The organism is Streptomyces millisiae, assembly GCF_031845425.1.
GTDB lineage: Bacteria > Actinomycetota > Actinomycetes > Streptomycetales > Streptomycetaceae > Streptomyces > Streptomyces millisiae.
Genome location: NZ_JAVREM010000038.1, coordinates 33,545 through 58,738, shown reverse-complemented (window position 1 = coordinate 58,738; position 25,194 = coordinate 33,545). Strand labels below are relative to the sequence as shown.

At 73.9% G+C, this 25,194-nt stretch carries 24 protein-coding genes; 10 read left to right on the top strand and 14 right to left on the bottom strand.

Annotation, left to right across the window (positions count from 1 at the left end; all coding sequences use genetic code 11):
* Window positions 1-89 precede the first annotated feature (89 nt).
* Window positions 90-767 (bottom strand): GntR family transcriptional regulator, encoded by a 678-nt coding sequence (locus RNC47_RS23835; protein WP_311601575.1) that lies wholly within the window; start codon window positions 765-767, stop codon window positions 90-92.
* A 118-nt stretch (window positions 768-885) separates the two neighbouring features.
* Here RNC47_RS23835 and RNC47_RS23830 point away from each other — a divergent pair, with 118 nt between their 5' ends.
* The 5 genes from RNC47_RS23830 (at window position 886) to RNC47_RS23810 (ending at window position 5,847) form a co-directional block, all read left to right on the top strand.
* Entirely contained in the window at window positions 886-2,073 is a 1,188-nt protein-coding gene (locus RNC47_RS23830; RefSeq protein WP_311601574.1) for a CaiB/BaiF CoA transferase family protein, read from the top strand.
* Window positions 2,070-2,909, top strand: a complete 840-nt coding sequence (locus RNC47_RS23825) for an HpcH/HpaI aldolase/citrate lyase family protein (RefSeq protein WP_311601573.1) — start codon at window positions 2,070-2,072, stop codon at window positions 2,907-2,909. The genes RNC47_RS23830 and RNC47_RS23825 overlap by 4 nt, the downstream gene beginning before the upstream one ends.
* A gap of 117 nt (window positions 2,910-3,026) precedes the next feature.
* Window positions 3,027-4,370, top strand: coding sequence for a TRAP transporter large permease subunit (locus tag RNC47_RS23820; protein WP_311601572.1), 1,344 nt, complete (start codon window positions 3,027-3,029; stop codon window positions 4,368-4,370).
* Window positions 4,371-4,401: 31 nt separating this feature from the next.
* Entirely contained in the window at window positions 4,402-4,674 is a 273-nt protein-coding gene (locus RNC47_RS23815) for a hypothetical protein (protein ID WP_311601571.1), read from the top strand.
* Between the two features lie 72 nt (window positions 4,675-4,746).
* The gene (locus RNC47_RS23810) at window positions 4,747-5,847 is read left to right on the top strand and encodes a LacI family DNA-binding transcriptional regulator (RefSeq protein WP_311601570.1); all 1,101 of its coding nucleotides are present in this window, start codon (window positions 4,747-4,749) and stop codon (window positions 5,845-5,847) included.
* 51 nt (window positions 5,848-5,898) lie between these two features.
* Here RNC47_RS23810 and RNC47_RS23805 read toward each other — a convergent pair whose 3' ends face one another.
* The gene (locus RNC47_RS23805) at window positions 5,899-7,161 is read right to left on the bottom strand and encodes an alginate lyase family protein (RefSeq protein WP_311601569.1); all 1,263 of its coding nucleotides are present in this window, start codon (window positions 7,159-7,161) and stop codon (window positions 5,899-5,901) included.
* A gap of 131 nt (window positions 7,162-7,292) precedes the next feature.
* On the bottom strand, window positions 7,293-8,888 hold the full coding sequence (locus RNC47_RS23800) for a phytoene desaturase family protein (protein ID WP_311601568.1): 1,596 nt from the start codon (window positions 8,886-8,888) through the stop codon (window positions 7,293-7,295).
* 369 nt (window positions 8,889-9,257) lie between these two features.
* Here RNC47_RS23800 and RNC47_RS23795 point away from each other — a divergent pair, with 369 nt between their 5' ends.
* Window positions 9,258-11,105, top strand: coding sequence for an ABC transporter ATP-binding protein (locus tag RNC47_RS23795; protein ID WP_311601567.1), 1,848 nt, complete (start codon window positions 9,258-9,260; stop codon window positions 11,103-11,105).
* Window positions 11,106-11,212: 107 nt separating this feature from the next.
* The gene (locus RNC47_RS23790) at window positions 11,213-12,070 is read left to right on the top strand and encodes an alpha/beta hydrolase (protein WP_311601565.1); all 858 of its coding nucleotides are present in this window, start codon (window positions 11,213-11,215) and stop codon (window positions 12,068-12,070) included.
* Here the strand turns inward: RNC47_RS23790 and RNC47_RS23785 are convergent.
* A complete protein-coding gene (locus RNC47_RS23785; RefSeq protein ID WP_311601564.1) occupies window positions 12,050-12,697 on the bottom strand; it encodes a TetR/AcrR family transcriptional regulator in 648 nt (215 codons plus the stop codon). The genes RNC47_RS23790 and RNC47_RS23785 overlap by 21 nt on opposite strands.
* 72 nt (window positions 12,698-12,769) lie before the next feature.
* Window positions 12,770-13,171, bottom strand: coding sequence for an NUDIX hydrolase (locus tag RNC47_RS23780; protein ID WP_311601563.1), 402 nt, complete (start codon window positions 13,169-13,171; stop codon window positions 12,770-12,772).
* A 68-nt stretch (window positions 13,172-13,239) separates the two neighbouring features.
* On the opposite strand from RNC47_RS23780, the gene RNC47_RS23775 reads away from it, so the two are divergent.
* Window positions 13,240-13,935, top strand: a complete 696-nt coding sequence (locus RNC47_RS23775) for a nuclease-related domain-containing protein (RefSeq protein WP_311601562.1) — start codon at window positions 13,240-13,242, stop codon at window positions 13,933-13,935.
* Window positions 13,936-13,960: 25 nt separating this feature from the next.
* Here RNC47_RS23775 and RNC47_RS23770 read toward each other — a convergent pair whose 3' ends face one another.
* Both RNC47_RS23770 and RNC47_RS23765 read right to left on the bottom strand, forming a co-directional pair.
* A complete protein-coding gene (locus tag RNC47_RS23770) occupies window positions 13,961-14,389 on the bottom strand; it encodes a PPOX class F420-dependent oxidoreductase (protein WP_311601561.1) in 429 nt (142 codons plus the stop codon).
* Window positions 14,390-14,403: 14 nt separating this feature from the next.
* Window positions 14,404-15,486: a DUF2332 domain-containing protein gene (locus RNC47_RS23765; protein ID WP_311601560.1), complete on the bottom strand. Its 1,083-nt coding sequence runs from the start codon at window positions 15,484-15,486 to the stop codon at window positions 14,404-14,406.
* Window positions 15,487-15,706: 220 nt separating this feature from the next.
* Here RNC47_RS23765 and RNC47_RS23760 point away from each other — a divergent pair, with 220 nt between their 5' ends.
* Together RNC47_RS23760 and RNC47_RS23755 are read left to right on the top strand one after the other, a co-directional pair.
* Entirely contained in the window at window positions 15,707-16,381 is a 675-nt protein-coding gene (locus RNC47_RS23760; RefSeq protein ID WP_311601559.1) for a ThuA domain-containing protein, read from the top strand.
* Entirely contained in the window at window positions 16,378-16,905 is a 528-nt protein-coding gene (locus RNC47_RS23755) for an O-acetyl-ADP-ribose deacetylase (RefSeq protein ID WP_311601557.1), read from the top strand. Before RNC47_RS23760 ends, RNC47_RS23755 begins: the two co-directional genes overlap by 4 nt.
* 4 nt (window positions 16,906-16,909) lie before the next feature.
* Here RNC47_RS23755 and RNC47_RS23750 read toward each other — a convergent pair whose 3' ends face one another.
* The 7 genes from RNC47_RS23750 to RNC47_RS23720 all read right to left on the bottom strand — a co-directional run bounded on the left by RNC47_RS23750 (window position 16,910) and on the right by RNC47_RS23720 (window position 25,189).
* The gene (locus RNC47_RS23750; protein ID WP_311601556.1) at window positions 16,910-17,950 is read right to left on the bottom strand and encodes a questin oxidase family protein; all 1,041 of its coding nucleotides are present in this window, start codon (window positions 17,948-17,950) and stop codon (window positions 16,910-16,912) included.
* Between the two features lie 72 nt (window positions 17,951-18,022).
* Window positions 18,023-18,586: a TIGR03086 family metal-binding protein gene (locus RNC47_RS23745; protein WP_311601555.1), complete on the bottom strand. Its 564-nt coding sequence runs from the start codon at window positions 18,584-18,586 to the stop codon at window positions 18,023-18,025.
* Window positions 18,587-18,629: 43 nt separating this feature from the next.
* Window positions 18,630-19,289 carry a LutC/YkgG family protein gene (locus tag RNC47_RS23740; RefSeq protein WP_311601554.1) on the bottom strand — a complete coding sequence of 220 codons (660 nt, stop codon included), beginning with the start codon at window positions 19,287-19,289 and terminating at the stop codon, window positions 18,630-18,632.
* Window positions 19,273-20,727, bottom strand: a complete 1,455-nt coding sequence (locus tag RNC47_RS23735) for a lactate utilization protein B (RefSeq protein WP_311601578.1) — start codon at window positions 20,725-20,727, stop codon at window positions 19,273-19,275. The genes RNC47_RS23740 and RNC47_RS23735 overlap by 17 nt, the downstream gene beginning before the upstream one ends.
* Before the next feature lie 20 nt (window positions 20,728-20,747).
* Window positions 20,748-21,500, bottom strand: coding sequence for a (Fe-S)-binding protein (locus RNC47_RS23730; protein ID WP_311601553.1), 753 nt, complete (start codon window positions 21,498-21,500; stop codon window positions 20,748-20,750).
* A 3-nt stretch (window positions 21,501-21,503) separates the two neighbouring features.
* Entirely contained in the window at window positions 21,504-23,018 is a 1,515-nt protein-coding gene (locus tag RNC47_RS23725; protein WP_311601552.1) for a rhamnulokinase, read from the bottom strand.
* A 107-nt stretch (window positions 23,019-23,125) separates the two neighbouring features.
* Complete coding sequence (locus tag RNC47_RS23720) at window positions 23,126-25,189, bottom strand: bifunctional aldolase/short-chain dehydrogenase (protein ID WP_394814855.1); 2,064 nt, start codon at window positions 25,187-25,189, stop codon at window positions 23,126-23,128.
* Window positions 25,190-25,194 lie beyond the last annotated feature (5 nt).

The window sequence follows — 25,194 nt, the reverse complement described above, 5'->3', positions numbered from 1 at the left end:
CGGGGAGTGAGCGAGGTCCTCCCCGCGCACCCGCCTCCATGTCCGCCTCCCGGTCGACCGACACCGATCCGCCGCCTCGCCCGGGGAGTTCACAGCTGCTTCCGGCCGCGGGCGCGGTAGGTGCCGCTGGCGCGGACGTGGTCGATCATGACGCGTTCTGCGGTGTCGGGGTCGTGGGCTTCGAGTGCGTCGAGGAGGCGTTGGTGTTCGGTGAGGTGGGTGTTGGCTTGTTGGGGGTCGAGCCAGAGGGAGGCGGTGGCGGGCACGGGGTAGCTGTCGCGGACGGCGTGAGCGTGCTGACCGAGGAAGGCGGGGCCGCCGATGTCGGCGATGGCGAGGTGCAACCGGCGGCTGAGATCACCGAGTGCGTCCAGCCGTCCGGCGGCGGCGTCGGTGACCATGCGTTCGTGCAGCGCGCGGAGTTGGGTGAGTTGTTGGGGTGTGATGCGGGTGGCGGCGAGGCGGGCGCCGAGGCCTTCGATGACGGCGCGGACTTGGTAGAACTCGATGAGTGCTTCGTCGGTGAGGTCGATGACGGTGGCGCCGCGGTGGCTCTGGTAGCTGACGAGGCGGTCTTTTTCGAGGCGGCGGAGGGCTTCGCGGACGGGTGTGATGGAGACGCCGAGGCGTTCGGCGAGGTGGGCGGCTTTGAGTTGGGTGCCGCCGGGGACGCGGGCGTTGCGGATCTCGTCGCGTAGTACCTCGTAGACGTAGTCGGCCTTGCTCATCGGTTGGCGGTGGCCCTCGGCCGACCCGGGTGACTCCATCACTGCCCCTCGACCTCGCGTGACCCCGGCCGTGAGGTGTCTCGCCTGAGCCCCGCCGGAAGGGGCGATCTCGTCCGCCCTCTTGACTTGCACAGTACATCTTATAAGTTACAGCGCCATGACGAGTCTCGCCGACGTGAAGGTCGTCGACACCGCCACCCTTTTCGCGGGCCCGACGGCCGCGATGATGCTCGGGGACTTCGGCGCCGACGTGATCAAGATCGAGCACCCCAGGAGGGGTGACCCCTCCCGGGGACACGGGGCCGCCGTCGACGGGGTCGGCCTGTGGTGGAAGACGCTGTCCCGCAACAAGCGCACGGCCGCCGTCGATCTGTCGGCACCGGAGGGCCAGCGGATCCTGCGCCGGCTGGTCGCCGACTCGGACGTGCTGGTGGAGAACTTCAGACCCGGCACGCTGGAGCGGTGGAACCTGGCGCCCGAGGAGCTGCGGGAGCTCAACCCCCGGCTGATCGTCGCCAGGATGACCGGCTTCGGACAGTTCGGGCCGATGGCGGGCCAGCCCGGGTTCGGCACCCTGGCCGAGGCCATGAGCGGCTTCGCGGCGAGCACCGGCGAGCCGGAAGGGCCGCCCGTGCTGCCGCCGCTGGCGATGGCCGACGGGATCGCCGGGCTGGCCATGGCCTACGCGATCATGGTGGCGCTGCGGGCCCGCGAGTCCACGGGGCGCGGCCAGGTGATCGACATGGCCATCATCGAGCCGATCCTCGGCATACTCGGCCCCCAGATGACGGCCTACCGCGCCCTCGGTCTCATACCCCGGCGGACCGGCAACCGGTCGAGCAGTAACGCGCCGCGGAACACCTACCGCACGCGGGACGGGCGTTGGGTGGCGATCTCCACCTCGGCCCAGCCGATCGCGGAGCGCGTGATGCGTCTCGTCGGCCGGCCGGAGTTCACCGAGGAGCCCTGGTTCGCCACCGGGCACGGCCGGGTCCAGCACGTCGAGGAGCTCGACGAGGCCGTCGGTTCCTGGATCGCGGCCCGGGACGCCGACGAGGTGATCGCCGCGTTCACCGAGGCGCAGGCGGCGATCGCCCCGATCTACGACGTGTCCGACATCGCCAAGGACCCGCAGTACGAGGCACTCGGCACCTTCGTCGAGCTTCCCGACGAGGAGCTGGGCAGCGTCACGATGCAGAACGTGCTGTTCCGCCTCTCCGACACCCCGGGCGAAGTCCGGTGGCCCGGGCCGCCGTTGGGTCGGCACACCGACGAGATCCTCACCGCGCTCGACTACCCGAGGGACGAGATCGACCTGCTGCGCGAGCGGGGGATCATCGCATGAGCATGCCGATCACCTGGCTCTATGTCCCCGGCGACCGCCCGGAGCGCTTCGCCAAGGCCGCCGCGAGCGGCGCCGACGTCGTGATCATCGACCTGGAGGACGCGGTCGACGCGGCCCGGAAGGACGAGGCGCGCGAGAACGCGGTGCGCCATCTGGCCGCCCGGGACGCGGGCGCCGGGCCGGCGTTCCACGTCCGGGTGAACGACCTCGCGACCCGGCGGGGCCGCGAGGATCTCAGGGCACTCGCCGACGCGCCGGGGCTCGACGCCCTGCGGCTGCCCAAGGTCGACTCGGCGGACGACCTCGCCGTGGTCGACGAGGCGTTCGGCGACCGGCCGACGGTCGCGCACGCGCTGCTCGAGTCGGCCCGCGGCCTGGCGAACGTCGAGGCGATCGCCGCCCATCCGCGGGTCGCCGGCCTGGCCCTCGGCGAGCAGGACCTGGCGGCCGCGCTGTCCATCGGCCTCGAATCGGCATTCGACCAGCTGCGGCTGCGGGTGGTGCTCGCCGCCGCGGCCGCCGGCCTCGGTCCGGTGCCGATGTCGGTCCATCCCGACGTCCGGGACGAGGCGGGCCTGATCGCCTCCTGCGCCCACGGACGCGGCCTGGGGATGTTCGGCCGCACCGCCATCCACCCCCGGCAGATCCCCCTCATCCGTGCCGCCTTCCGCCCCACCCCGGAGGAGATCGGCCGTGCCCGGGAGGTCGTCGACGCCGCCGACCGGGCCGGGCTCGACGGCGTCGGAGCGCTCGCCCTCCCGGACGGCCGCTTCGTCGACGCCCCCATCGTCACCAAGGCTCGCGGAATCCTCGCGCTGGCGGACCGGATCTCCTGACAGCGCACCGCGAGCCACCGGTGTCCAGTACCGCCCCGACCCACCCCCGTCCGGCGATGGCACCAGCTCAGTCAACACCCGAAATGTGAAACGCCGGTACGACCGAAGGAGCTCGTCGTGGGCGCAGCGGTTTGGGCACTCATCGCCTACATAGCCATCATCGTGGTCTGGAACGCCGTTCTCGGACGCAACATCGGCGAGGCCATGCTCGTCGGATTCCTCGGGGTCTGCCTGTTCGGCGGCACCGACGCGCCGCGGCTCGCGGCGGCCGGCCTCGACGAGGCGTTCTCCGAGGAGGTCGTCTTCGCCGCCCTCGCGTTCGTCTTCATGGGCTACCTCCTCACCAGACTCGGCATCATCGACCGGCAGGTCACCCTGCTGAACTCGGTCTTCGGCCGGCTACGGGGCGGCTCCGCCTACGTGTCGACCTCGACGGCGGCGCTGCTCGGCGGCCCGGCGGGTTCCGGCTCCGGGATCGCGGCCTCCGTGGGCTCGGTGACCATCCCCTGGATGATCAGGTCCAACTGGCGGCCCGACCTGGCCGCGTCACTGGTCGCCGGGAACGCCGGCCTCGGGATCTCCATACCGCCGAGCTCGTCCATGTTCCTGCTGCTCGGCTCCGCCGCCGTGGCGCCGGTGCTCACCGCCGACGAACTGTTCGTCGCCAGCTTCGTCGGCGGCCTGTGGACCGTGCTCTACCGGTTCGTCGTGGTCTTCGTCTGGGTGCGCAGGTACGACGTCGCGGCCATGCGGCAGTCGGACATCACCCCGTTCCGGGTCGCGCTGCGGGAGGGCTTCACCTCCATGCTGGTCTACGTCGGCATCGCGATCCCGGTGCTGATGACCCTCGACATGGGGGTGGAGTTCCTCGAATCGCGGGTCGGCTCCGCCGCCGACGCCATCAGCATCGTCGTGTGGATCCCGGTGCTGACGCTGCTCGCCACCCTGCTGGTGGCCTGGCGGCGGCTGCCGCGAACCGCCGCCGAGTACGGCACGATGCTCGGCGAGATGGCGCCCCGCTACGCCGTCATCGGCGCCACCCTGCTGTTCGCGTTCGCCGCCGCCGGCAGCCTGGGCGAGCTGGGTCTCGTCGACCAGCTGACGGACATCATGAACCGGCTCGACGCGCCCCTGTGGGCCGTGGCGGCCCTGGTCGGCGTCCTGATCGTCGTGATCGCCGCGCCCCTGACGGGGACCGCGACCATCGCCGCGGTGGGCGGCGTCGCCTTCAGCGCGCTCACCGCCGCCGGCGCCTCCCCCGCCACGGCCGCGACCGCCGTCCTGATCTTCGCCTCGACGGAGGGCGCCTCGCCGCCCGGCGCCGCGCCCATCTACATCGCGAGCGGCATCGCCGGCGTGGACCCGTCCCGCACCTTCCTCCGGCTCATCCTCTGGTTCGTGCTGCCGATCCTCGCGATCGGGGTCCTCGTCGCCACCGGCGCGCTGCCGCTGTTCGTCTAGGGCCTGCCACGCCACCTCGGAAAGGAACGACATGACCACCGAAACCTCCGGCGTCCGCACCGCAAGGGTCCTCGCCCAGCGCGTCGCCATGCCCCTCTTCAAGACCGCCCTGGTCGTCTTCCTGCTGCTCGGCACGGTCGTGGTCGTCTGTCAGGCGATCGGGGTCGCCGGCCGGGACGCGGGCCTGGTCTCGGGCGTCCTCGACGGTCTGGGCAAGGCCATGACGACCACCGCCGGGCTCACGGGCCTGCTCGCGTTCGCCATGTCCTACCTGTTCCGGTGGGAGAAGGGCGGCGAGGACTGAGCCGGTCCCACCGTCCGTCGCTCCGGCTAGACTGCGCGGGATGACGAGCGACGGCGACCGCGGAGCGCTGCCATGACCAGTGGCGACGGGGGGCCGGCGACCCTCCGCGAGGTGGCCGAGCGGGCCGGGGTCTCGATGGCGACGGTCTCCCGGGTGCTCGCCGACAACTACCCGGTCGCCCAACGCACCCGGCAGCGGGTGCTGCGCGCCATCCGCGAGCTCGACTACGTCGCCAACACCCACGCCCGCGCGCTGCGCGGCCGCGGCACGCCCACCGTCGCCTTCGTGCTCAACGACGTGCGCGGCGCCTCCTTCGCGCAGGTCGCGCACGGCGTCGAGGAGGAGGCCGCGCGGCGGGGCAGGATCTGCCTGATCTGTACCACCCAGGGCGATCCCGAGCGCGAGCTCTCCGTGGTGCGCACCATGCGGGAACAGGGCGCCGGCGCCGTGATCCTGATCGGCGGGGTGGTGGACGACGCCGCCTACCGCGAGCAGATGACGGCCATCGCCCACTCCCTGGACGCCTCCGGGTCCCGCCTGGTGCTCTGCGGGCGGCCGCCGCTCGGCGAGGGCGTGCCGGCCACCGTCGTCGAGTACGACAACGAGGGCGGCGCCTACGCGGTGGTGAGCCGGCTGCTCGCCCAGGGACACCGCAGGATCCTCTTCCTCGGCGCCGACCGAGCGGGCACCACCACCTCGGCCGGGCGGGTCGCCGGATACCGGCGGGCCCTGGCCGACTTCGACGCGCCCAGCGAGCCGGGGCTGATCCAGGAGGCGGACTTCAACCGGGCCGACGCCTACGAGAACCTGCGGCGGCGGCTCGCCGCCGGGCGCGACTTCACCGCGGTGTTCGCCGTCACCGACGTGGTCGCCGCGGGCGCCCTCGCCGCGCTGACCGACGCCGGGCTCGACGTGCCGGGCGACGTCTCGCTCGTCGGCTACGACGACATCGACCTGGCCACCGACCTGCGGCCCAGACTGACCACCGTGCACGTGCCCTACGCCGAACTCGGCAGGACCGCCGTGCGGTTGGCCCTGGGGCTGCGCGAGGGGGAGAGCTCGTCCGCCGAGCAGTACGCGCTGCTCGGCACCCACGTCGTCGTCCGCGACTCGACCGCGCCGCCCGCGGCGCCGCCGCGGCGGCCGAGACCGCGCCGGTCCGCCGGTTCGTGACGGCGCCCGGTCCCCGCGCGGGCGGGGACCGGGCGGCCGTTCACCTCGACCTCACCGCAACACGTAGGTCAGCGTGCCGAAGCCGAGTTCGTCGAAGCCACCACTGGTGGTGCCGTAGTCCCCGCCCCCGCCCTCCGGGCTCTGGGCCCTGGCGATCTCCGACAGGTTCGGGGTGTTGAGCCCACGACGGGCCCAGTAGTGGTGGTACACGCGCTCCCAGACCGGGCGGGCCTGGCCCCGGCCGCCGCTGCCGATGACGGTCTGTTGCTGCTGCGCGCAGTTCTGCCCCGACCCCCACCGGTAGGTGGTGAACGGCAGGTCGTCGTAGCCCAGGTTGTAGCGGGCCACGTACTCGGCCGCCTTCAGGAAACGGTTGTTGTCCGCGCCGTACAGGTCGACGCCCTGGTTCCAGGCCATCTCGCAGATGGTGCCCATCAGTCCGATGCCCATGATGCTGTGGGCCTGGTCCCGGCCGCTCTCCTGCCACTGCGCGAGGCCGGCGCTGTGCACGAACGGCACGGCGTGCGGGAGCGAGCCGTTGCCCGCGCCGTTGTGGAAGTAGTCGACGATCCGGTCGAACATCGACTGGTTGTCGGTCAGGATCCCGATGGCCATGATCGAGGCCATGTTGCACAGGTCCCAGTTCGCCCAGTAGTTGGTGATGCAGGCGTCGTTGTGGTTGACCAGGAAGTTGTCGTTGAGCGGATAGAAGACGTTGAGCATCATCCGCTGGAAGCGGGCCAGGTCGAAGCCCGGGTAACCCCGCATGATCTCGGCGGCGTTGGCGAACTGGTAGCCGTATATGCCGGCGGCCAGGAAGCGGTCGGCGTTGCCGGTCACCGTCGTCAGCGTGCCCGACCAGGCGTTGAGGATGTCGCGCGCCTTGTCGCCGTGCGCCGCCGCGCCGGTGATCTTCCAGCGCAGCGCGTTCTGGTAGGCGGCGTGGATGTCGTTGTAGAGCTGCGGGTAGTTCTGGCCGTCGCCGCCACGGATGATGGTGGCGGTGGGGCGGGCCGTCCAGGTGCTGGCGGAGTGCCCGTTGGCGGTCAGCCGGTTCCAGCCGCTGATCCACGGCTGGGTGCCGGCCGCCACCCGGGCCGCCATCCGGTCGAAGGCGGCCTGGGTGTGCAACATCCCGGGGTGGCTGAAGGCCAGCGGCCTGACGGGCGTGTCCTCCTTCGCGGCGCGGCCGGTGGCCGCGCTCGACGACGCGGCGGACGCCAGCCCGGAGACCGCGAGTGCCCCGGTGCCCAGCGCGGCGGCCCACAGCACGTTGCGGCGGCTCGGTTTCTCCGAGCGGTGCGTGCCCTGCATGGGAGTCCTCGATTCTGTGGGGGGTGGTGATGCCGCATCATGGTGGGCCCTGGGATAGAAAAGGTTGTCTATCCGGCGCGAACTCGAAAGTTTCGGAACCGGAAACCGGATCCGTGGCGGGCCCCGGCCGGCTACCGCCCCAGTACCGCCATCGCCGCGTTGTGCCCGGGCACGCCGCTGACCCCGCCGCCGCGCACGGCGCCGGAGCCGCACAGCAGGACGTTGGCGTGGCCGGTCGCCACCCCCCAGCGGGCCGCCGGGCTCGCTGTCTCCTCGTCGTCCTCGGCGAAGGGGAAGGCCAGGTCGCCGTGGAAGATGTGGCCGCCCGGCAGGCCGATCTCGGCCTCGAGGTCGAGCGGGGTCTTCGCCTCCACGCACGGCCGGCCCGTCGCGTCCACGGCCAGGCAGTCGTCGATCGGCTCGGCCAGCAGCCCGTTCAGCGTCCCGAGCGTCGCGGCCAGCAGCCGCTCCCGCGCTCCGGCGTTGTCCTCGGCGAAGAGCCGGGCGGGTGCGTGCAGCCCGAACAGGGTCAGCGTGTGGTAGCCGAGCGCGGCCAGCTCGGGGGAGAGGATCGAGGGATCGGTGAGCGAGTGGCAGTAGATCTCGCTGGGCGGCTCGGCGGGGATCGCACCCGCCGCCGCCTGCCGGTAGGCGGCCTCCAACTGCTCGTACCCCTCGGCGACATGGAACGTCCCGGCCAGCGCCTCCCGGGGATCGGCGGCGGGATCGCGCAGCGCGGGCAGCCGCCGCAGCAGCATGTTCACCTTGAACTGCGCCCCCTCGACCGGCTCCGGCCGGGGCCGGCTGCCGGCGCCCACGGGGGCCGGCTCGCCGAGCAGCCTGGCGAGCTCCCGCGGCGACGCGTTGACCAGCACGACGCCGGCGCCCACCACCCCCTCCGCGTCGTCCGTGCGGTAGCCCACCTCGGCGGTGAGGCCGTCGGTGGCGATCGTGGTCACCTCGTGCCCGGTGACGATCTCCGCGCCCGCCGCGCGCGCGGCGTCGGCCAGCGCGCCGGTCACCGCGCCCATGCCGCCCACCGGCACGTCCCAGTCACCGGTGCCCTGGCCGATGACGTGGTACAGGAAGCAGCGGTTCTGCCGCAGCGACGGATCGTGGGCGTGGCTGAAGGTCCCGATCAACGCGTCGGTCAGCACGACGCCGCGCACCAGGTCGTCCTGGAACGTCGCCTCCACCACCTCGCCGAGCGGCCGCTCGAAGATCGCCCGCCAGGCCGCCTCGTCGGCGATCCTGGCCCGCAGCCCGGCGCGGCTCGGCAGCGGCTCGGTCAGCGTGGGGAAGACCCGGACGGCCAGCCGGCGGGTCATGTCGTAGAACCGCAGCCAGGCCTGGTACTCCCGCTCTGAGCCGGTCAGCTCGGCGAAGGCGGCCCGGGTCCTGGACTCGCCGCCGCCCACCAGCAGCCCGGTGGGGCGCCCGTCGCGCACCACCGGCGTGTACGAGGAGAACGCCCGCTTCCGCAGGGTCAGCCGGAGCCCGAGATCCTCCACGATCCGCTCGGGCAGCAGGCTGACCAGGTACGCGTAGCGGGAGAGCCGCGCCGCGACGCCGGGGAAGGGCGGGGCGGAGACCGCGGCGCCGCCCGTGTGGCCGAGCCGTTCGAGCACCAGCACCCGGCGGCCGGCCCGGGCGAGATAGGCGGCGGCCACCAGACCGTTGTGGCCGCCGCCGACGATGACGGCGTCGTACGAGGCGAGGGCGGGCATGGCTCTTGGTAACACGGGGTGGCTACTTCCGGCCAGTGTCCGGGCCGCCCCCTTCTCGCACCTCGGTGACCTGGCATAAGGTCCCCGAGGCATCGGGGGTGGACGAGCGGACGAGGGCACCGGCGGTACCGGCCGGTGGCCGCGGCCCGGCGCGTCCTCCCGCGTGCCACGCGCCCCGTCACGCCCCGCGCACGCGCGCCGCGCCCCGCGCGGGCGGCCGGACGGCGTCGGCGGCGCCCGCCGTACGCTGGAAGGCTCTTCCGGCCGTCGTGTCCCGTCCCGTCTCCCTCCTCCGTCACGTCTCGCCCCCGCCCCCGCCGTCTCCCGCCCCGCCCTCTCGCTCCCTTCTCCCGATCCATGAAGGAGCCCATGCCCCACCACGACCCACTTCCCGCACCGCCCGACCGGCAGCCCGCCGCCGCGCCGCCGCCCGCGCAGATCCGGCGCATCCTCCGCCTCTTCCGCCCCTACCGCGGCCGGCTGGCCGCGGTGGCCCTCTTGGTCGGCGCGTCCTCGCTCGTCGCCGTCGCCTCCCCGTTCCTGCTGCGCGAGGTCATCGACACGGCGCTGCCCGAACGACGCACCGGGCTGCTCGCACTCCTCGTCCTCGGCATGATCGCCGCCGCCGTGACCAGCAGCATCTTCGGAGTGCTGCAGACGCTGATCTCCACCACGGTCGGGCAGCAGGTCATGCACGACCTGCGGACGGCCGTCTACGGCAAGCTGCAGCGGATGCCGCTGGCGTTCTTCACCAGAACCAGGACCGGTGAGGTGCAGTCCCGCATCGCCAACGACATCGGCGGCATGCAGGCCACCGTCACCTCCACCGCGACCTCGCTCGTCTCCAACCTCACCGCCGTGGTCGCGACCCTGGTCGCCATGCTCGCGCTCGACTGGCGGCTCACCCTGGTCTCCCTCGCGCTGCTGCCGTTCTTCGTCTGGCTGGCCCGCCGGGTCGGTCGGGAGCGAAAGCGGATCACCACCCAGCGGCAGAAGCAGATGGCCGTGATGGCCGCCATGGTCACCGAGTCGCTGTCGGTCAGCGGCGTGCTGCTCGGCCGGACCATGGGCCGCTCCGAGGCGCTCACCCGGGACTTCGCCACCGAGTCGGAGCGCCTGGTCGGCCTCGAGGTGCGGGCCAACATGGCAGGTCGCTGGCGAATGGCCACGATCGGCATGATCATGGCCGCGATCCCGGCCCTGCTGTACTGGTCGGCCGGGGTGATGTACCAGGTCGGCGGGGCACCGCCGTCGATCGGCACCCTGGTCGCCTTCGTCAGCCTCCAGCAGGGACTGCTGCGCCCGGCGGTGTCGCTGCTGTCGACCGGCGTGGACATGCAGGCCTCGCTCGCGCTCTTCCAGCGGATCTTCGAATACCTGGACCTGCCGGTGGACATCACCGAGCGCCCGGGTGCCGTGGAGCTCGCCGAACCGCGCGGCGAGGTGCGGTTCGAGCGGGTCTCCTTCTCCTACGACCCGGCGGCCGAGCCCACCCTGGCCGACATCGACCTGACCGTGGCCGCCGGCGGCTCGCTGGCCATCGTGGGGCCGACCGGCGCCGGCAAGAGCACCCTCGGCTACCTGGTGCCCCGGCTCTACGACGTCACGCAGGGCCGGGTCACGCTGGACGGCGTCGACGTGCGGGACCTCGGCTTCGACTCGCTCACCCGGGCCGTCGGCGTGGTCTCCCAGGAGACCTATCTCTTCCACGCCTCGGTCGCGGAGAACCTGCGGTTCGCCAAACCCGACGCCGACCAGGCGGAGTTGGAGGCGGCGGCCAGGGCGGCCCAGATCCACGACCACATCGCCGCGCTGCCCGACGGGTACGACACGGTGGTCGGCGAGCGCGGCTACCGCTTCTCGGGCGGCGAGAAACAGCGCCTGGCGATCGCCCGCACCATCCTGCGGGACCCGCCGGTGCTGGTGCTCGACGAGGCGACCAGCGCCCTGGACACCCGGACCGAGTTGGCCGTGCAGCGGGCCATAGACGCCCTGTCGGCCGGACGGACGACGATCACCATCGCGCACCGGCTGTCCACCATCAGGGACGCCGACCAGATCGTGGTGCTCGACGGGGGACGGATCGCCGAGCGCGGCACGCACGCGGAACTGGTGGCGCTCGGCGGCCGGTACGCCGACCTGGTGCGGCGGGACGCGCGGGTGGAGCCCGCGGAGCCGGAGCCCGACCGGCAGGCGGTGGAGGTGCTGCGACCCTGACGGCCCGGCCCTGCCCGGGCCGCGCCAGGACCAGAAAACTGTGCGAACGATCGTGCTAATATCTCTCGGGTCTCGACCGCCGTACCAGCCACCGAGAGGGCCGAGGGATGCGACTCAGAGCGGCACTGATCAGGACCGCGATCAACACCACGGGACTCCTCGCCCCCGGCCTCGCCGGCCGCTGGGCGCTCCACCTCTACCGCTACCCCGCCGTCCGGGTCGCCGTGCGCCCGGCGGAGGAGCCGATGATGCGCCGCGCCACCCGCGACCGGCTGACCGTCGCCGGCAAGGAGACGGTCGTCTACTCCTGGGGCGACGGCCGCCGCCCGGTGCTGCTCACCCACGGCTGGCTCTCCCGGGCCTCCCGCCTCGCCCCGCTGGCCGAGGCGCTGCTCGACGCCGGCTACAGCCCGGTGACCTTCGACGCGCCGGGCTGCGGCGAGTCGGCCGGCCGCGAGACCTCGATCCTCGAGTACCGGGAGCTGGCCCGCCGGCTGCACGCCCGACACGGCCGGTTCGCCGCCGTCGTCGGTCACTCGGTCGGCGGCCTCTCCCTCTTCTTCGCGCTGCGCGACGAGGTCAAGGCCGAGCGCCTGGTGTCCATCGCCGCGCCCGCCGAGTTCGACTACCTGGTCGACGGCTTCCGAGCCTCGCTCGGGCTGAGCCACCGCGTCGTGCCCCACCTCAGGCAGGGCATCGAGCGCCGGATCTTCCCCGCGGAGGTCGACATCTGGCGCCGCTTCTCCGCCACCCACCGGCCGGCGGAGCTGACCCTGCCGATGCTGCTGGTCCACGACGAGGCGGACGACATGATCGACATCGGCCAGTCCCGACTGGTGGCCGCCGCCTACGAGGGGCAGGCCCGACTGCTGGTCACCAGAGGGCTCGGCCACCGCCGGATCATCTCCGACCCGGCCGTCCTCGAGGCGGTCGTCGGCTTCGTCTCAGCCGACGATCTCGGCTAGCGCCGCGGGATCCGAGGCCGCGGCCCGCAGCCGGTCCCGGACCCCCGTCGCCGCCCGCGCGTAGCCCTGCTGGTCGCCGTGGAGCGTGGAGTCCGCGTTGGCCATCTCGAGCAGCGCCATCAACTCGAAGGCCAGCTGCCGGGCGTCGGTGTCGGCGCGCAGCCCGCCGCCCAGCCTGGCCTCCTCGACGATCTCCGTCACATGGGAGCCCCACTCGGCGCGCGCCGCCGCGATCGCGTCCCGCACCGGGCCGCTGCGCGCGCCGAACTCCGCCGAGACCGCGGCGAAGAAGCAGCCGCCCGCGAAGACCCGGTCCCGCGAGTACTCCAGGTACGCCGTGCACAGCCGCCAGATCCGGCCCGGGCCCGGCGCCTCGGCGGCCGCCGGGCGCGCCACCCGGTCCGCGAACACCGCGCGCGCCGCGCGGATCGTGGCCAGCTGGAGCTCCTCCTTGGAGCCGAAGAGCGCGAACACCCCGCTCTTGCTGAGCCCGAGCTCGGTGGCGAGCCGCCCGATGGACAGCCCTTCGAGGCCCTCGACCGAGGCGATGTCCATCGTCCGGGCGAGCACCGTCCGGCGCGTCTGGTTCCCGCGCTCCACCCGCCCGTCGGTCCGTGCTCCGGCCACCGCGCCGTCCTTCCGTTCGCCGGCCCCCATGGTACGGAAGTCCACGCCCACCAGCGGCTCACGGCCGGACGGTCACCACACCTCGCCCCGCGCCGCCAACAGGTCGAACACCTCGTGGTCGAGCACGGCGGTGCGGTGCTTCTCGGCGAGCCCGAACCAGGCGATCTCCTCGATCTCGCTGGAGGCGGCGAGCGTGCCCCGGTACTCGCCGGTGTAGCAGGCCATCCGCACCAGCGTGCCCTCCGGTTGACCGTCCGCCGGCCCCGTCCAGGTGCCCAGGTGCGCGACGGTCTCCGGCAGCAGCGCCACCGTCAGCTCCTCGCGCACCTCCCGCACCAGGGCCTCCAGGTCGCTCTCGCCCGGGTCCCGCTTGCCGCCCGGGATGTAGAAGACGTCCTTCCCGCGCGAGCGCGCCGTGAGCAGCCGCCCCTCCGCCGGGTGCACCCATGCCACGGCGTCGATCGTTCGTGTCACTGCCGGAACCCTCCCGTGTGTCCATCTCCGGAGATGACCTCTGGTCCCCGGGACTGCACGATGGTCCCATGGGCGGCTGGGAGCACGGCAACGGTATTCCACCGGACCCGGACGGGCGACTCCGGGGCAGCGGCCCGCTGTGGCTGCACCCGGACGACGACCTCGCGCCGAACCGGCCGGGGGAGATCCTGCACGGCCGGGTGGCCGCGCTGCCGGCCGGCCGGGTGCGGCTGGCCGTCGACCGGCTGCTCGGCCGCTCGGCCCCGCGCGACGCGCTGCTGGCGGCCCTGCGCGGCGAGCAGTTGGCCGGCGCCGCGCTGGACGCGCTCGGCGGCGCGGGCTGGCGCGTCCTGCACTCGATCCCGCTGCCCGGCGCCGCCGACATCTCACACCTGGCCATCGGCCCCGGCGGGGTGCTCAGCTTCCGTACCGTGCTGCACCGCGGCGCCCGGCTCACGGTCGAGGAGGAGCTGGTGCGAATCGACAACCGGCGCGCGGCGCCCCACGTCCGCCGCTGTCGCCGCGACGCCCACCGGGCGGCCCACGCGCTCTCCGCCGCCTGCGGCTTCCGGGTGGCCGTGCGGCCGGTCCTGGTCTGCGTGGCCGCGGCGGCCGTCACCGTGGCGCCCGGGCTGCGGGACGTCGAGGTGCTCCAGGAGCAGGCGTTGACCTCGCTGGCCGAGCGCGGCGGGGTGCTGGGGCCGGACGGCGTCGAGACCCTCTACGGGCTGGCCCGTGACCGGCGCACCTGGCTGCTCGGCTGACGGGCCCGGCGCGGCACCCCTCTCGTCAGTCGGCCACCGCCGCGTAGCCGACCACCTTCTCGATCCGCACCCGGACCAGCAGCTCGCCGGGCACGGCGTTGCGCTTCCCGAACCGCTCGGCCCGGTCCTCGCCCATGTACCGCCCGCCGATCCTGGTCGCCCAGGTGAGCAGGTCCGCCGGGTCCTCGCTGAGCGTGGCGCGGCCGTGCACCACGACGAAGCCGAACGGCGGCACGTCGTCGTCCACGCAGAGCGCCACCCGGCCGTCACGGGCCAGGTTGCGGCCCTTCACCGTGCCGGCGCCGGTGTTGAACACGACATCGTCCCCGTCCAGCACGAACCACACGGGGGCCACGTGCGGGGAGCCGTCGGCCCGCACCGTGGCGAGCTTGGCGGTCCTGGTGCCGGTCGAGAGGAAGGCCCGCCACTCGGGCTCGGTCATCGCCTGTGCCATGACCCCATCCTCCGTCAGGCGCCCCCGTCCGGCCAGCGGGCCGGCAGCCCGTGCGGCATGGCGCTCGCCAGCAGCCGCTCGGGGCCGGCGCCCACCCGCACCGAGAGCCAGAACCCGAGACGGCCGGCCACGGCGCGCGGCTCGAACGCCAGATAGGCGAAGCCGGCGTCCTCCGTCGCCGCGGCCGCCAGCCGCGCCACCTCCCGCTCCACCCTGGCCCACTCCTGGTCGGCCACGTACTGGCGCATCACCGAGTGCCAGAGCACCGTCACCGTGCCGGGTTCGAGCTCCACCTCGGACAGGAAGTCCGCGGCCCCCGCCGCCTCCACCGTGGCCGGCACCTTGGCCGCGATCAGCAGCGCGCCCTCCAGGCGCTCGGTCCGCTCCCGCTGGTCGGGCCACACGTAGGAGCGCAGCGCCAGCGCCCCCTCCGCGGAGAGCGGGTCGATCGGCGTCGGATCGCAGCCCCGCCGCTCCACGATCCGCAGCGCCTGGTGCCGCTCGGCGCCGGTGCGCAGCCAGTCCGGCACGCACCCCTCCCAAGTGTCCGTCAACCGCACCTGCGAGTCGGCGGGGCCCCAGGCGAAGTCGTCCGCCGTGTAACGGAACTGCTCGGCACGGAGGTTGAGCCCGGCGCTGGAGCCCAGCTCGAACAGCCGGACGGGTCGCTGCGCCGTGGGCACGGTGTACAGCAGGCCGGCGAGCAGCAGCGAGGCACGGCCCACCTCGTTGGTCTGCGGCGGCCGGCTCAGCCACTCCCGCAGCCACCCGCGCTCGTCGGCCACCACGGAGCGGAACGCCTGCCACGCGGCGTCCCCGTCCGCGGGCGTGAACGCCCCGCCCGCGCTCGGGTAGTACGCGGCGAGCCCCGCCGCGCGCCCCGTCAGCACCAACGCGTGCACGCCGCCCAGCAACCGCAGGGGGAGCGCCTCCTCGACCCCGCTCTCCTCGTACCCGGCCACCGCGTCGGCGCACGGGCCACCGTCGACGACGTCCCCTGCCGCCCGCTCCAGCAGTGCCGCGTACAGGGGCGAGCCGAGCCGGGCGCACGCCCCGGCCTGCTGGACGAACAACCGGGCAACGTGTTCACGGGGCATAGGTACTCCTCAATGCGGTACGCCCAAGATCATGGGGCCCTAAGGGGGCGGAGCGGAAGACCCGCCGGTGAATATGCCCCGCGATAATCGCCTGCCTGGTACTCCGTGCCCGGAATGGCTGTGATCATGGCCCCTTCATCCGTGGAATCAGCCAGGGACCAGGAGTTCGTGGCGAAACCCGCCGGGGCCCCGCGCCGGCCGGCTCCTACGATGAACCCCCATGAGCACCCCTCAGATCCTGCTCTTCACCAGGACCACCGGCTTCCGGCACGACTCCATCCCGGCCGGCGTCGCCGCCTTCCGCGAGCTCGGCGAGGCCCACGGGTTCGCCGTCGCCGCCACCGAGGACCCGGCGGAGCTGGTCGCCGGTCTGCCCGGGAGCCGCGCCGTGGTCTTCCTGTCCACCAGCGGCGACGCGCTGACCGACGCCGCACGGGCCGCGCTGCGCGCCCACCTCGCCGCCGGCGGCGGCTTCGTCGGCGTGCACGGTGCCTCCACCACCGAGTACGGCTGGCCCTGGTTCGGCGACTCGGTGGTCGGCGCCGTCTTCGACGGCCACCCCGAGCTGCAGCCCGGCGTCGTCACCGTCGAGGACCACGACCACCCCGCCACCGCCCACCTCGCCGACCGGTGGGAGTTCACCGACGAGTGGTACAACTTCACCGCCAATCCCCGCGGCCGGGTGCGGGTCCTGGCCACCGCCGACGAGACGACGTACACCGGCGGCCGGATGGGCGCCGACCACCCGCTGGTCTGGTGCCACGAGCGCGCCGGCGGCCGGTCCTTCTACACGGCGCTCGGCCACACCAGTGAGTCCTTCGCCGACCCCGCCTTCCGCCGCCACCTCCTGGGCGGCCTCACCTGGGCCGCCGGCCTGCCGGAGCCGCCGGCATGACGGCCCGTCCGGCGATCACCCGGGTGCTCGGCGACATCACGGAGCAGCGGGTCGACGCGATCGTCAACGCCGCCAACTCCTCGCTGCTGGGCGGTGGCGGGGTGGACGGCGCCATCCACCGCCGTGGCGGCCCCGAGATCCTCGCCGAGTGCCGTCGGCTGCGCGCCGGCCGCTACGGTCGCGGCCTGCCCACCGGCCAGGCGGTCGCCACCACCGCCGGGCGGCTGCCCGCCCGCTGGGTGATCCACACCGTGGGCCCCGTCCACTCGACCACCGAGGACCGCTCGGAGCAACTGGCGTCCTGCTACCGGGAGTCGCTGCGGGTGGCCGCCGAACTCGGGGCGCGGACCGTTGCCTTCCCGGCGATCTCCACCGGCGTGTACCGGTGGCCGGTGGCGGACGCCGCGCGCGTCGCGGTCCGCGCGGTCACCGAGGCGGCGGCGGTGGGCGCGTTCGTCGAGCTGCGCTTCGTGCTCTTCGACGAGCCCGCCCACCGGGCGTTCGGAGCGGCCCTCGCCCCCTGACCGATCAGTCGACCGGGTCGATGAGCTCCAGGGACCGCGCCCCGGCGCGCAGCGCGAGGGTGTCGTCGGGGTGGCCGGCGGCCACGTCGAGGGCGGTGTCCACCAGCTTGATGGCGTGGGCGTCGCCGTGCCGCGCGGCCCGCTCGAACAGCTCCTCGGGGGTGAGGGCCGGCGCCCGGCCGACCGGCGCGCCCGCGGCCGGCCGGTAGGCCGCGACCACCCCGGAGCTGGCGGCCCACGCCGCGTCCAGGCTGGCCGGCCACAGCTCCGCCGGCAGCGCGGGCAGCGTCCGCAGCACCGCGTTCGGCGCGGTCGCGGCGTGCACCAGCATCACCGGCTCGCCGTGTCCGTGGGTGGCGTAGAAGTCCGTCGCCCCGCGCACCAGCCGCCGCAGCCGCTCGCGTGCCGCCGCCGGGTCGTCGGCCGGCGTCCCGGCGGTCCAGGCCGGCAGCCGCCGCAGCCGCCCGAGGCGGGCGTTGATGCCGCCGGACTGGTCGTCGACCGCCTCCACCGCGCGCAACGCCTCCTCCGCCGGGCCCGGCGCGGGCAGCGCCTCGATGCCGGCCGGCAACCGCTGGTGCCTGGCCGCCCAGTAGCCGAGGGCGTGCGCCAACTCGGCGAGCCTGGGCCCGGTCTCGCCCTCGCCGAGCAGCACCCGGACCGCGTGCCCCACCCGGATCACCGGGTGGGTGGCGGCCGCGGTGATGCCCGGCAGCAGCCGTGGCCACCACTCGGCCAGCACCGCGCGCCACGGCCGCTCGGCGAGCAGCACCCCGAAGTACTCGGCCCAGTCCGTCAGGTAGCGCGGATCGCCCAGCGCCTCGCGCCAGTTGTCCGACGTGATCCGCCCGTGACCGGCCGGCCGGTCCTCGAGGCGGCTCCGGTACGCGTCCACCCAGCGGTGGACGCGGTGCTCCTGCCCGTGCCGGGCCAGGGCCTCCACCGCCATCGGCGCGTGGTTGGTCAGCCAGCCCTCGAACTCGGGTCCTGTGGCGTGCAGTCGGGTCAGGGCCTCGTCCAGCGTTCCCGCCGCGTTCGTGTCCATGCCGGCGACGCTACGGCGCCGCCCGCCGCCGGGTAACGGTCCCGCGGCGTAGGGCGCGGCCCGCTCCTGGCCCTACGGCCGCCGGCCGAGCAGGGCCACCAACTGGTCCTGGGTCCTGGCCGAGTCCGCCACCGGCACCGGCGGGTCGAAGACGCCGAACCCCTGCCAGTCGCCGATCCGCGGCTCCACGTAGTCGTACTCCAGGCCCACCAGTTCGTCGTCGAGCCGGTCGTCGGCGCCGATGCCACGGGCCAGGTCCCAGGCGTGCACCGTGAGGTCGAGCGTCATCTGGCGAAGGTACTCGTCGGCCGGCGTGAGCCCGCCGCTGGTGTGCACCGGGGAGTCGAGCGCGCCCGGCCGGTGCGCCGCCTCACGGGAGGCGGCCGCGGCGGCCTCCCAGGCGCCCACCGGGTCCTCGCCCAGCACGTCGCCGTCGAACCGGTCGCCCACCTCGCTCAGCGTGGCCCCGCGCAGCATCCACGGCGCCCACAGGTGCTCGCCGGTCAGGTGGTTCACCAGGTCCCGCACCGTCCAGTCGGAACAGGGCGTCGGGGACGACCACTGTCGACTTCCCACCTGGTGGACCCGCTGGTCGAACTCGTCCATCCCCCGGTCGAAGGCGTCGATCAGTTCCATAGCCCGTCCCATCAGAAGCGTGCGGCCATGCGTCAGATATGCGTCAGATATGGACCAAAACCACCTCAAGCGTACGGGGGCCGTGGACGCCCTCCACCCGGTTCAGTTCGATGTCGCTGGTCGCCGAGGGCCCCGAGATCCAGGTCTGGGGGCGCGTCGGGTCCAGCCTGGGCAGCGCCAGCGGCAGCGAGTCGACGACCTGTTCCGGCGCCCGGATCACGCAGACGTGGTGGTCGGGGACGAGCGTGATACGCCGCCTGCCCTGGTCGGGGCCGCCGTCGAGGACGATGGTGCCGGTCTCCGCGATGGCGAGGGCGCAGCCGGTCAGCACGCTGTCGGCGGCGTCGAGGTCCGCCGGGGTGTCCTCCGACGCGTCGACGCGGACCGTGACCGCGCCGTCGCCTGAGGTGCCCGCCACCTCGCTGAGCCATTCGGGTGGCAGCCCGGGCGGCACCACCAGGGTGCGGGTGCCGCGCTCGGCGAGCCGGGCGGCGATCAGCGCCGGCAGGCCGGCCGCGTCGGTGTGGTGCACCACCGCCCGGTAGTCGGCGAGGTGCTCCGCCAACACGGCCACCGGGTCGGCGGGGGAGTGGGTGGTCAGGTACTCCCGCTCCACCGGCACGTCGGCCGGCCGCTCCTCGGGTGGAACGTCCACCAGGGCGCGGCGGACCCGGGCGAGGATCAGGTCACGGCTGTCGGTCATCTCGGTTCCTCGTCGTCCACCAGTCGCGGAAGCTCTGCTCGGGGAAGGCCGGGAGGTCCCGGCTCGCCGTCCAGGCCCGGCCGGGCCCCGGCAGCCGGCGCGGGTGCAGCCGGCGGGTCGCGGTGGCCAGCCGCTGCGCGGCGCGCAACGCCGCCGGCCGGTCGAACGCCCAGCGGGCGGCGCGCATCGCCGCGCGCTCGGCCGCGTGGCCGCGGGCCGGCCGGATCCTGGTCGGGGTGCCACGCCGGGTGACCGTGCCGCCGGTGGCGGCCCGCTCCCGCAGGTGCACCAGCACGTCGGGGATGTCGATGGCCACCGGGCAGACCTGGTAGCAGGCGCCGCACAGCGAGGACGCGTACGGCAGCGACGCCGTCAACTCGTCCTCCATCCCCTGGAGTTGCGGGGTGAGGATGGCGCCGATCGGGCCCGGGTAGACCGAGCCGTAGGCGTGGCCGCCGGTCCGCTCGTAGACCGGGCACACGTTCAGACACGCCGAGCAGCGGATGCAGCGCAACGCCTGCCGGCCCACCGTGTCGGCCAGCGTGTCACTGCGTCCGTTGTCCAGCAGCACCAGGTGGAAGACGCGCGGCCCGTCGCCCTCGGTGGTGCCGGTCCACAGCGAGGTGTACGGGTTCATCCGCTCGGCCGTCGACGAGCGGGGCAGCAACTGCAGGAAGACCTCCAGGTCCCGCCAGGTCGGCACGATCTTCTCGATGCCCACCACCGAGATCAGGGTCTCCGGCAGCGTCAGGCACATCCGCCCGTTGCCCTCCGACTCCACCACCGCCAGGGTGCCGGTCTCGGCCACCATGAAGTTCGCCCCGGAGACCGCCACCCTGGCGCGCAGGAACTTCTCCCGCAGGTGCAGCCTGGCCGCCTCGGCCAGCTCCGCCGGCTCGTCCGTCAGACCCTCCGGCGCCGGCCGGCCCCAGGTGGCCATCCGGTCGGCGAAGATCTCCCGGATCTCGCCCCGGTTGCGGTGGATCGCGGGCACCAGGATGTGCGACGGCCGGTCCTCGCCCAACTGCACGATCAGCTCGGCCAGATCCGTCTCGTACGCGGTGATGCCGGCCTCGGCCAGCGCCTCGTTGAGGCCGATCTCCTGGGTGGCCATCGACTTCACCTTGACCACCTCGCGCTCACCGGTGTCCCTGACCAGCTCGGTCACGATCCGGTTCGCCTCGGCGGCGTCCGCCGCCCAGTGCACCACCCCGCCCGCGGCGGTGACCCGCTCCTCCAACTGGAGCAGGTAGTGGTCCAGGTGCCGCAGCGTGCGCTCCTTGATCGCCGCCCCGGCCGCCCGCAGCGCCGCCCAGTCGGGCAACTCGGCCACCGCCGCCGCCCGTCGAGCCCTGATGGTGCCGGTGGCGTGCCGCAGGTTCCCCCGCAGCACCTCGTCGCGCACCGCGACCTCCGCCGCCTCAGGAAACGCCGGCATCCCCACGAACACGCCGCCACTCACCAGACCTCCTCCTCCGTGCTGGCCAGGATCTCCGCGATGTGCACGGGGCGAACGGTCGCGCCCATCCGGGACAGCGTGCCACCGATGTGCATCTGGCACGAGTTGTCCACTGTGCACACCGCCGCGGCGCCCGTGCCCACGATCGCCCGCGCCTTGTCGGCGCCCATCGCCGCCGACACCGCCGCGTTCTTCACCGCGAACGTGCCGCCGAACCCACAGCACTCCTCGGCCCCCGGCAACTCGACCAGCTCGAGCCCCCGCACCGCCCGCAACAACCGGTGGGGCCGGTCACCGAGCCCCAACATCCGCAGGCCGTGACAGGTCGGGTGGTACGTCACCCGGTGCGGGTAGTAGGCCCCGACGTCCGTCACCCCCAGCACGTCGACCAGGAACTCGGTCAGCTCCAGCGTCCGCGGCACGACCGACTCGGCCACCCGCGCCAGCGCCTCCCCACGCCCCTCGTCCCGGGCCCGCGCCCCGACCCGCGGGTAGTTCTCCCGCACCATGGCCGTGCAGGACCCCGAGGGCGTCACCACGTAGTCGTAGCCCTCGAAGACCCGCCCGAAGCGCGCCACCAGCGGCTCGGACTCCCGCCGGTACCCGGTGTTGAACTGCGCCTGGCCGCAGCACGACTGCTCCAGCGGGAACTCCACCGTCACCCCGAGGCGTTCGAGCAACGTGACCACCGCCCGCCCCGTCCTGGGGTACAGCGTGTCGTTCACACACGTCACGAACAGCGCCACCCGCATCCCTCAGCTCCCTTCCCGACCGGCGATCCGCGCGGCCGCCTCCGCCCACGCCGCCTGGTCGCCCGAGGGCTCGTGGCGCCGCAGCCGCTGCGACGCCCGCAGCAGCGCCCGCAGCTCGGCGAGACCGCCGGTGACCGCGCCCGCCGCCCGCGCCTGCACCAGCACGTTGCCCAACGCCGCCGCCTCCGCCGGCCCCGCGACCACCGGCAGCCCGCAGGCGTCGGCCGTCAGCTGGCACAGCAGTTCGTTGTGGGCGCCGCCCCCCACGATATGCACCGTGTCCACCACCCGTCCCGAAAGGCGGCGCGCGTCGAACACCGCGGCCCGGTGCGCCAGGGCCAGCGAGTCCAGCACGCAGCGCACCGTCTCCGCCCGGTCGCGCGGCTCCGGCTGGCCGGTGCGCCGGCAGGCCGCCGCGATCCGTTCCGGCATCCGGCCGGGCGCGATGAACTCCGGATCGCCCGCGTCCACCACCGACCGCAGCGGCGTCGCCCGCCCGGCCGCCGCGAGCAGCGGCCCGAGCTCGCTCGGGCCGCCGTCCGCCGCCCACTCCCGCAGGCACTCCTGGAGCAGCCACAGGCCCATGATGTTGCGCAGATAGCGGACCGTGCCGTCCACGCCGAGCTCGTTGGTGAAGTTGGCCCGCCGGCTCTCCTCGCCCAGCACCGGCGCGTCGAGCTCCACGCCGGCGAGCGACCAGGTGCCGGTGGCGATGTAGGCGAACCGCTCGTCCGCCGCCGGCACCCCGGCCACCGCCGAGGCCGTGTCGTGCGAACCGACCGCGGTCACCGGCACCGGGCCGGTGAGCCCCGTCTCCGCCAGCACCTCGGGCAGCAGCCGGCCCGCCGGATCGCCAGGACCACGCAGCGGCGGGAAGAGTCCCAGGTCGATGCCGAGCGTCCGGGCGACCCCGGACGACCAGTCCCGGGTACGCGGATCGATCAGCTGCGTGGTCGAGGCGTTGGTGAGCTCCGTGCCCTGCTCCCCGGTCAGCCAGTACGCCATCAGGTCGGGAATCAGCAACAGCCGCCGCGCCGCCGACAGTTGCGGGCTGCCCTGCGCGGCGACCAACTGGTAGACGGTGTTGAACGGCAGGTACTGCAGGCCCGTCGCCGCGTACAGCTCGGCCGGCGACAGCAGCTCCGCCACCCGTTCGCCCACGCCGTCGGTGCGGGCGTCCCGGTAGTGCACCGGGTTGCCGAGCAGCCCGCCGGAGCCGTCGAGCAGCCCGTAGTCCACCGCCCAGGAGTCGATCCCGACCCCGGCGAGCCGGCCGCCCGCCGCCCGTCCGGCCGCCCGCAGCCCGTCCAACACCCCCTGGTACAGCGCCAGGATGTCCCAGTGCAGCGTCCCGCCCGCCCGCACCGGCCGGTTGGGGAACCGGTGCACCTCGCGCAGCGAGAGACCGCCGTCGGCCAGCGATCCCAGCATCACCCGCCCGCTCGACGCGCCGAGATCCACCGCCGCGAACGGCGGCCCCGTGGGCTCGGGGACGGGGCGGGGAACGGACTCGGACACGGGGCAACACCTCGGCGGGGACGGCGGATCACGGGATCCGCGGGTGACGGGGACGGAAGGCGTGGGCGGCGGACGGAGGACGGGCGCGGGCGGCCGGCGGCCGCCGCTCAGCGCAGGAACGCGGCGGCCACCCCCGCGTCCACGGGGATGTGCAGCCCCGTGGTGTGCGTCAGATCGCCGCCGGTCAACGCGAACACCGCGTTGGCCACGTGCTCGGGCAGCACCTCGCGCTTCAACAGGGTGCGCTGCGCGTAGTACTCGCCCAGCTTCTCCTCCGGCACCCCGTAGACCGCGGCCCGCTTCGCGCCCCAGCCGCCGGCGAAGATGCCGGAACCACGCACCACCCCGTCGGGGTTGATGCCGTTGACCCGGATCCCGTGCTCGCCGAGCTCCGCGGCCAGCAGCCGCACCTGGTGCGCCTGGTCGGCCTTGGTCGCGCCGTAGGCGATGTTGTTGGGCCCGGCGAACACGCCGTTCTTGGAGGAGATGTAGACGATGTCGCCCCCGAGGCCCTGCTCGATCATCACCCGGGCCGCCTCCCGCGAGACCAGGAACGAGCCGCGCGCCATGATGCCGTGCTGCCGGTCCCAGTCCGCGGTGGTCGTCTCCAGCAGCGGCTTGGAGATCGAGATGCCCGCGTTGTTGACCACCAGGTCGACGCCGCCGAAGGCCAGCACCGCCGCCTGGAAGGCCGCCGCGATCTGTTCCTCCGAGGTGACGTCCACCTCCACCGCCACGGCCCGGTCGGCGCCGCCCAGTTCGTCGGCCACCGCCCCGGCCGCGGCCGCGTCCCGGTCGGCCACCACGACGCAGGCGCCCTCGGCCACCAGTCGGTGCGCGATCGCCCGACCGATCCCCGAGCCGGCGCCGGTCACCAGCGCGATCCTGGTCGCCAGCGGCTTGGGCGGCGGCATCCGCCGCAGCTTGGCCTCCTCCAACTCCCAGTACTCGATGCGGAACTTCTCCGACTCCTCGATGGGCGCGTAGGACGAGACGGCCTCGGCGCCGCGCATCACGTTGATGGCGTTCACGTAGAACTCGCCCGCGACCCGCGCCGTCTGCTTGTCCTTGCCGAAGGAGAACATGCCGACGCCCGGCACCAGCACGATGGCCGGGTCGGCGCCGCGCATGGCCGGCGAGTCCGGCGTCGCGTGCCGCTCGTAGTAGGCCCGGTACTCCTCGCGGTACTCGGCGTGCAGCTCCCTCAGCCGCGCCACGGCCCGCTCGAGCGGCGCGTCCGCCGGCAGGTCGAGCACCAGCGGCCGCACCTTGGTCCGCAGGAAGTGGTCGGGACAGGAGGTGCCCAGCCCGGCCAGCCTCGGGTGCTCCGTCCTGGACAGGAAGTCGAGCACCACGTCCGAGTCCGTGAAGTGCCCCACCTGCGGCCGGTCGGCCGAGGCCAACGACCGGATCGTCGGCGCCAGTTCGGCCGCCCGCGCCCGGCGCTGTGCCGCGGGCAGCGGCTCGAAGCCCGCCAGGACGGGACCGAACGGTTCGGGCCTGCCGCGCTCCGCGAGGAACGCCTCGGCGGTCCTGATGATGTGCAGCGAGTTGCGCTCGCACTCCTCGCTGGTCGCGCCCCAGGCCGTGATGCCGTGGCCGCCGAGCACGCACCCGATGGCGTCCGGGTTGGCCTCCCGCACCGCCGCGATGTCGAGTCCGAGCTGGAAGCCGGGGCGCCGCCACGGCACCCAGACCACCCGCTCGCCGAAGCACTCCTTGGTCAGCTCCTCGCCGTCCGCGGCGCACGCCAGCGCGATGCCCGAGTCCGGGTGCAGGTGGTCGACGTGGGCCGCCTCCACCAGACCGTGCATGGCGGTGTCGATGGACGGCGCCGCCCCACCCCTGCCGTGCAGGCAGTAGTCGAACGCCGCGACCATCTCGTCCTCGCGCTCCACCCCCGGGTAGACGTCGCGCAGCGCGCGCAGCCGGTCCAGGCGGAGCGCCGCGAGCCCCTCGGGCTTCAGCGTGCCGAGGTCGCCGCCCGACCCCTTGACCCACACCAGCTCCACGTCGCCGCCGGTCACCGGGTCGACCGCGGTGCCCTTGGCCGAGGTGTTGCCGCCGGCGTAGTTGGTGTTCCGCGGGTCGGCGCCGAGCCGGTGCGAGCGGGCGAGCAGCGCCTCGACCTCGGGGTGTCCTGCCACGTCCTGCTCCGTCGCGTTCGTCATCGTCG

Excerpts from the sequence above, each read along its gene's own strand:
- RNC47_RS23835 (WP_311601575.1), bottom strand. The coding sequence starts at position 767 with ATGGAGTCACCCGGGTCGGCCGAGGGCCACCGCCAACCGATGAGCAAG.
- RNC47_RS23830 (WP_311601574.1), top strand. The coding sequence starts at position 886 with ATGACGAGTCTCGCCGACGTGAAGGTCGTCGACACCGCCACCCTTTTC.
- RNC47_RS23825 (WP_311601573.1), top strand. The coding sequence starts at position 2,070 with ATGAGCATGCCGATCACCTGGCTCTATGTCCCCGGCGACCGCCCGGAG.
- RNC47_RS23815 (WP_311601571.1), top strand. The coding sequence starts at position 4,402 with ATGACCACCGAAACCTCCGGCGTCCGCACCGCAAGGGTCCTCGCCCAG.
- RNC47_RS23810 (WP_311601570.1), top strand. The coding sequence starts at position 4,747 with ATGACCAGTGGCGACGGGGGGCCGGCGACCCTCCGCGAGGTGGCCGAG.
- RNC47_RS23805 (WP_311601569.1), bottom strand. The coding sequence starts at position 7,161 with ATGCAGGGCACGCACCGCTCGGAGAAACCGAGCCGCCGCAACGTGCTG.
- RNC47_RS23800 (WP_311601568.1), bottom strand. The coding sequence starts at position 8,888 with ATGCCCGCCCTCGCCTCGTACGACGCCGTCATCGTCGGCGGCGGCCAC.
- RNC47_RS23795 (WP_311601567.1), top strand. The coding sequence starts at position 9,258 with ATGCCCCACCACGACCCACTTCCCGCACCGCCCGACCGGCAGCCCGCC.
- RNC47_RS23790 (WP_311601565.1), top strand. The coding sequence starts at position 11,213 with ATGCGACTCAGAGCGGCACTGATCAGGACCGCGATCAACACCACGGGA.
- RNC47_RS23775 (WP_311601562.1), top strand. The coding sequence starts at position 13,240 with ATGGGCGGCTGGGAGCACGGCAACGGTATTCCACCGGACCCGGACGGG.
- RNC47_RS23770 (WP_311601561.1), bottom strand. The coding sequence starts at position 14,389 with ATGGCACAGGCGATGACCGAGCCCGAGTGGCGGGCCTTCCTCTCGACC.
- RNC47_RS23765 (WP_311601560.1), bottom strand. The coding sequence starts at position 15,486 with ATGCCCCGTGAACACGTTGCCCGGTTGTTCGTCCAGCAGGCCGGGGCG.
- RNC47_RS23760 (WP_311601559.1), top strand. The coding sequence starts at position 15,707 with ATGAGCACCCCTCAGATCCTGCTCTTCACCAGGACCACCGGCTTCCGG.
- RNC47_RS23755 (WP_311601557.1), top strand. The coding sequence starts at position 16,378 with ATGACGGCCCGTCCGGCGATCACCCGGGTGCTCGGCGACATCACGGAG.
- RNC47_RS23750 (WP_311601556.1), bottom strand. The coding sequence starts at position 17,950 with ATGGACACGAACGCGGCGGGAACGCTGGACGAGGCCCTGACCCGACTG.
- RNC47_RS23745 (WP_311601555.1), bottom strand. The coding sequence starts at position 18,586 with ATGGAACTGATCGACGCCTTCGACCGGGGGATGGACGAGTTCGACCAG.
- RNC47_RS23740 (WP_311601554.1), bottom strand. The coding sequence starts at position 19,289 with ATGACCGACAGCCGTGACCTGATCCTCGCCCGGGTCCGCCGCGCCCTG.
- RNC47_RS23735 (WP_311601578.1), bottom strand. The coding sequence starts at position 20,727 with ATGCCGGCGTTTCCTGAGGCGGCGGAGGTCGCGGTGCGCGACGAGGTG.
- RNC47_RS23730 (WP_311601553.1), bottom strand. The coding sequence starts at position 21,500 with ATGCGGGTGGCGCTGTTCGTGACGTGTGTGAACGACACGCTGTACCCC.
- RNC47_RS23720 (WP_394814855.1), bottom strand. The coding sequence starts at position 25,189 with ATGACGAACGCGACGGAGCAGGACGTGGCAGGACACCCCGAGGTCGAG.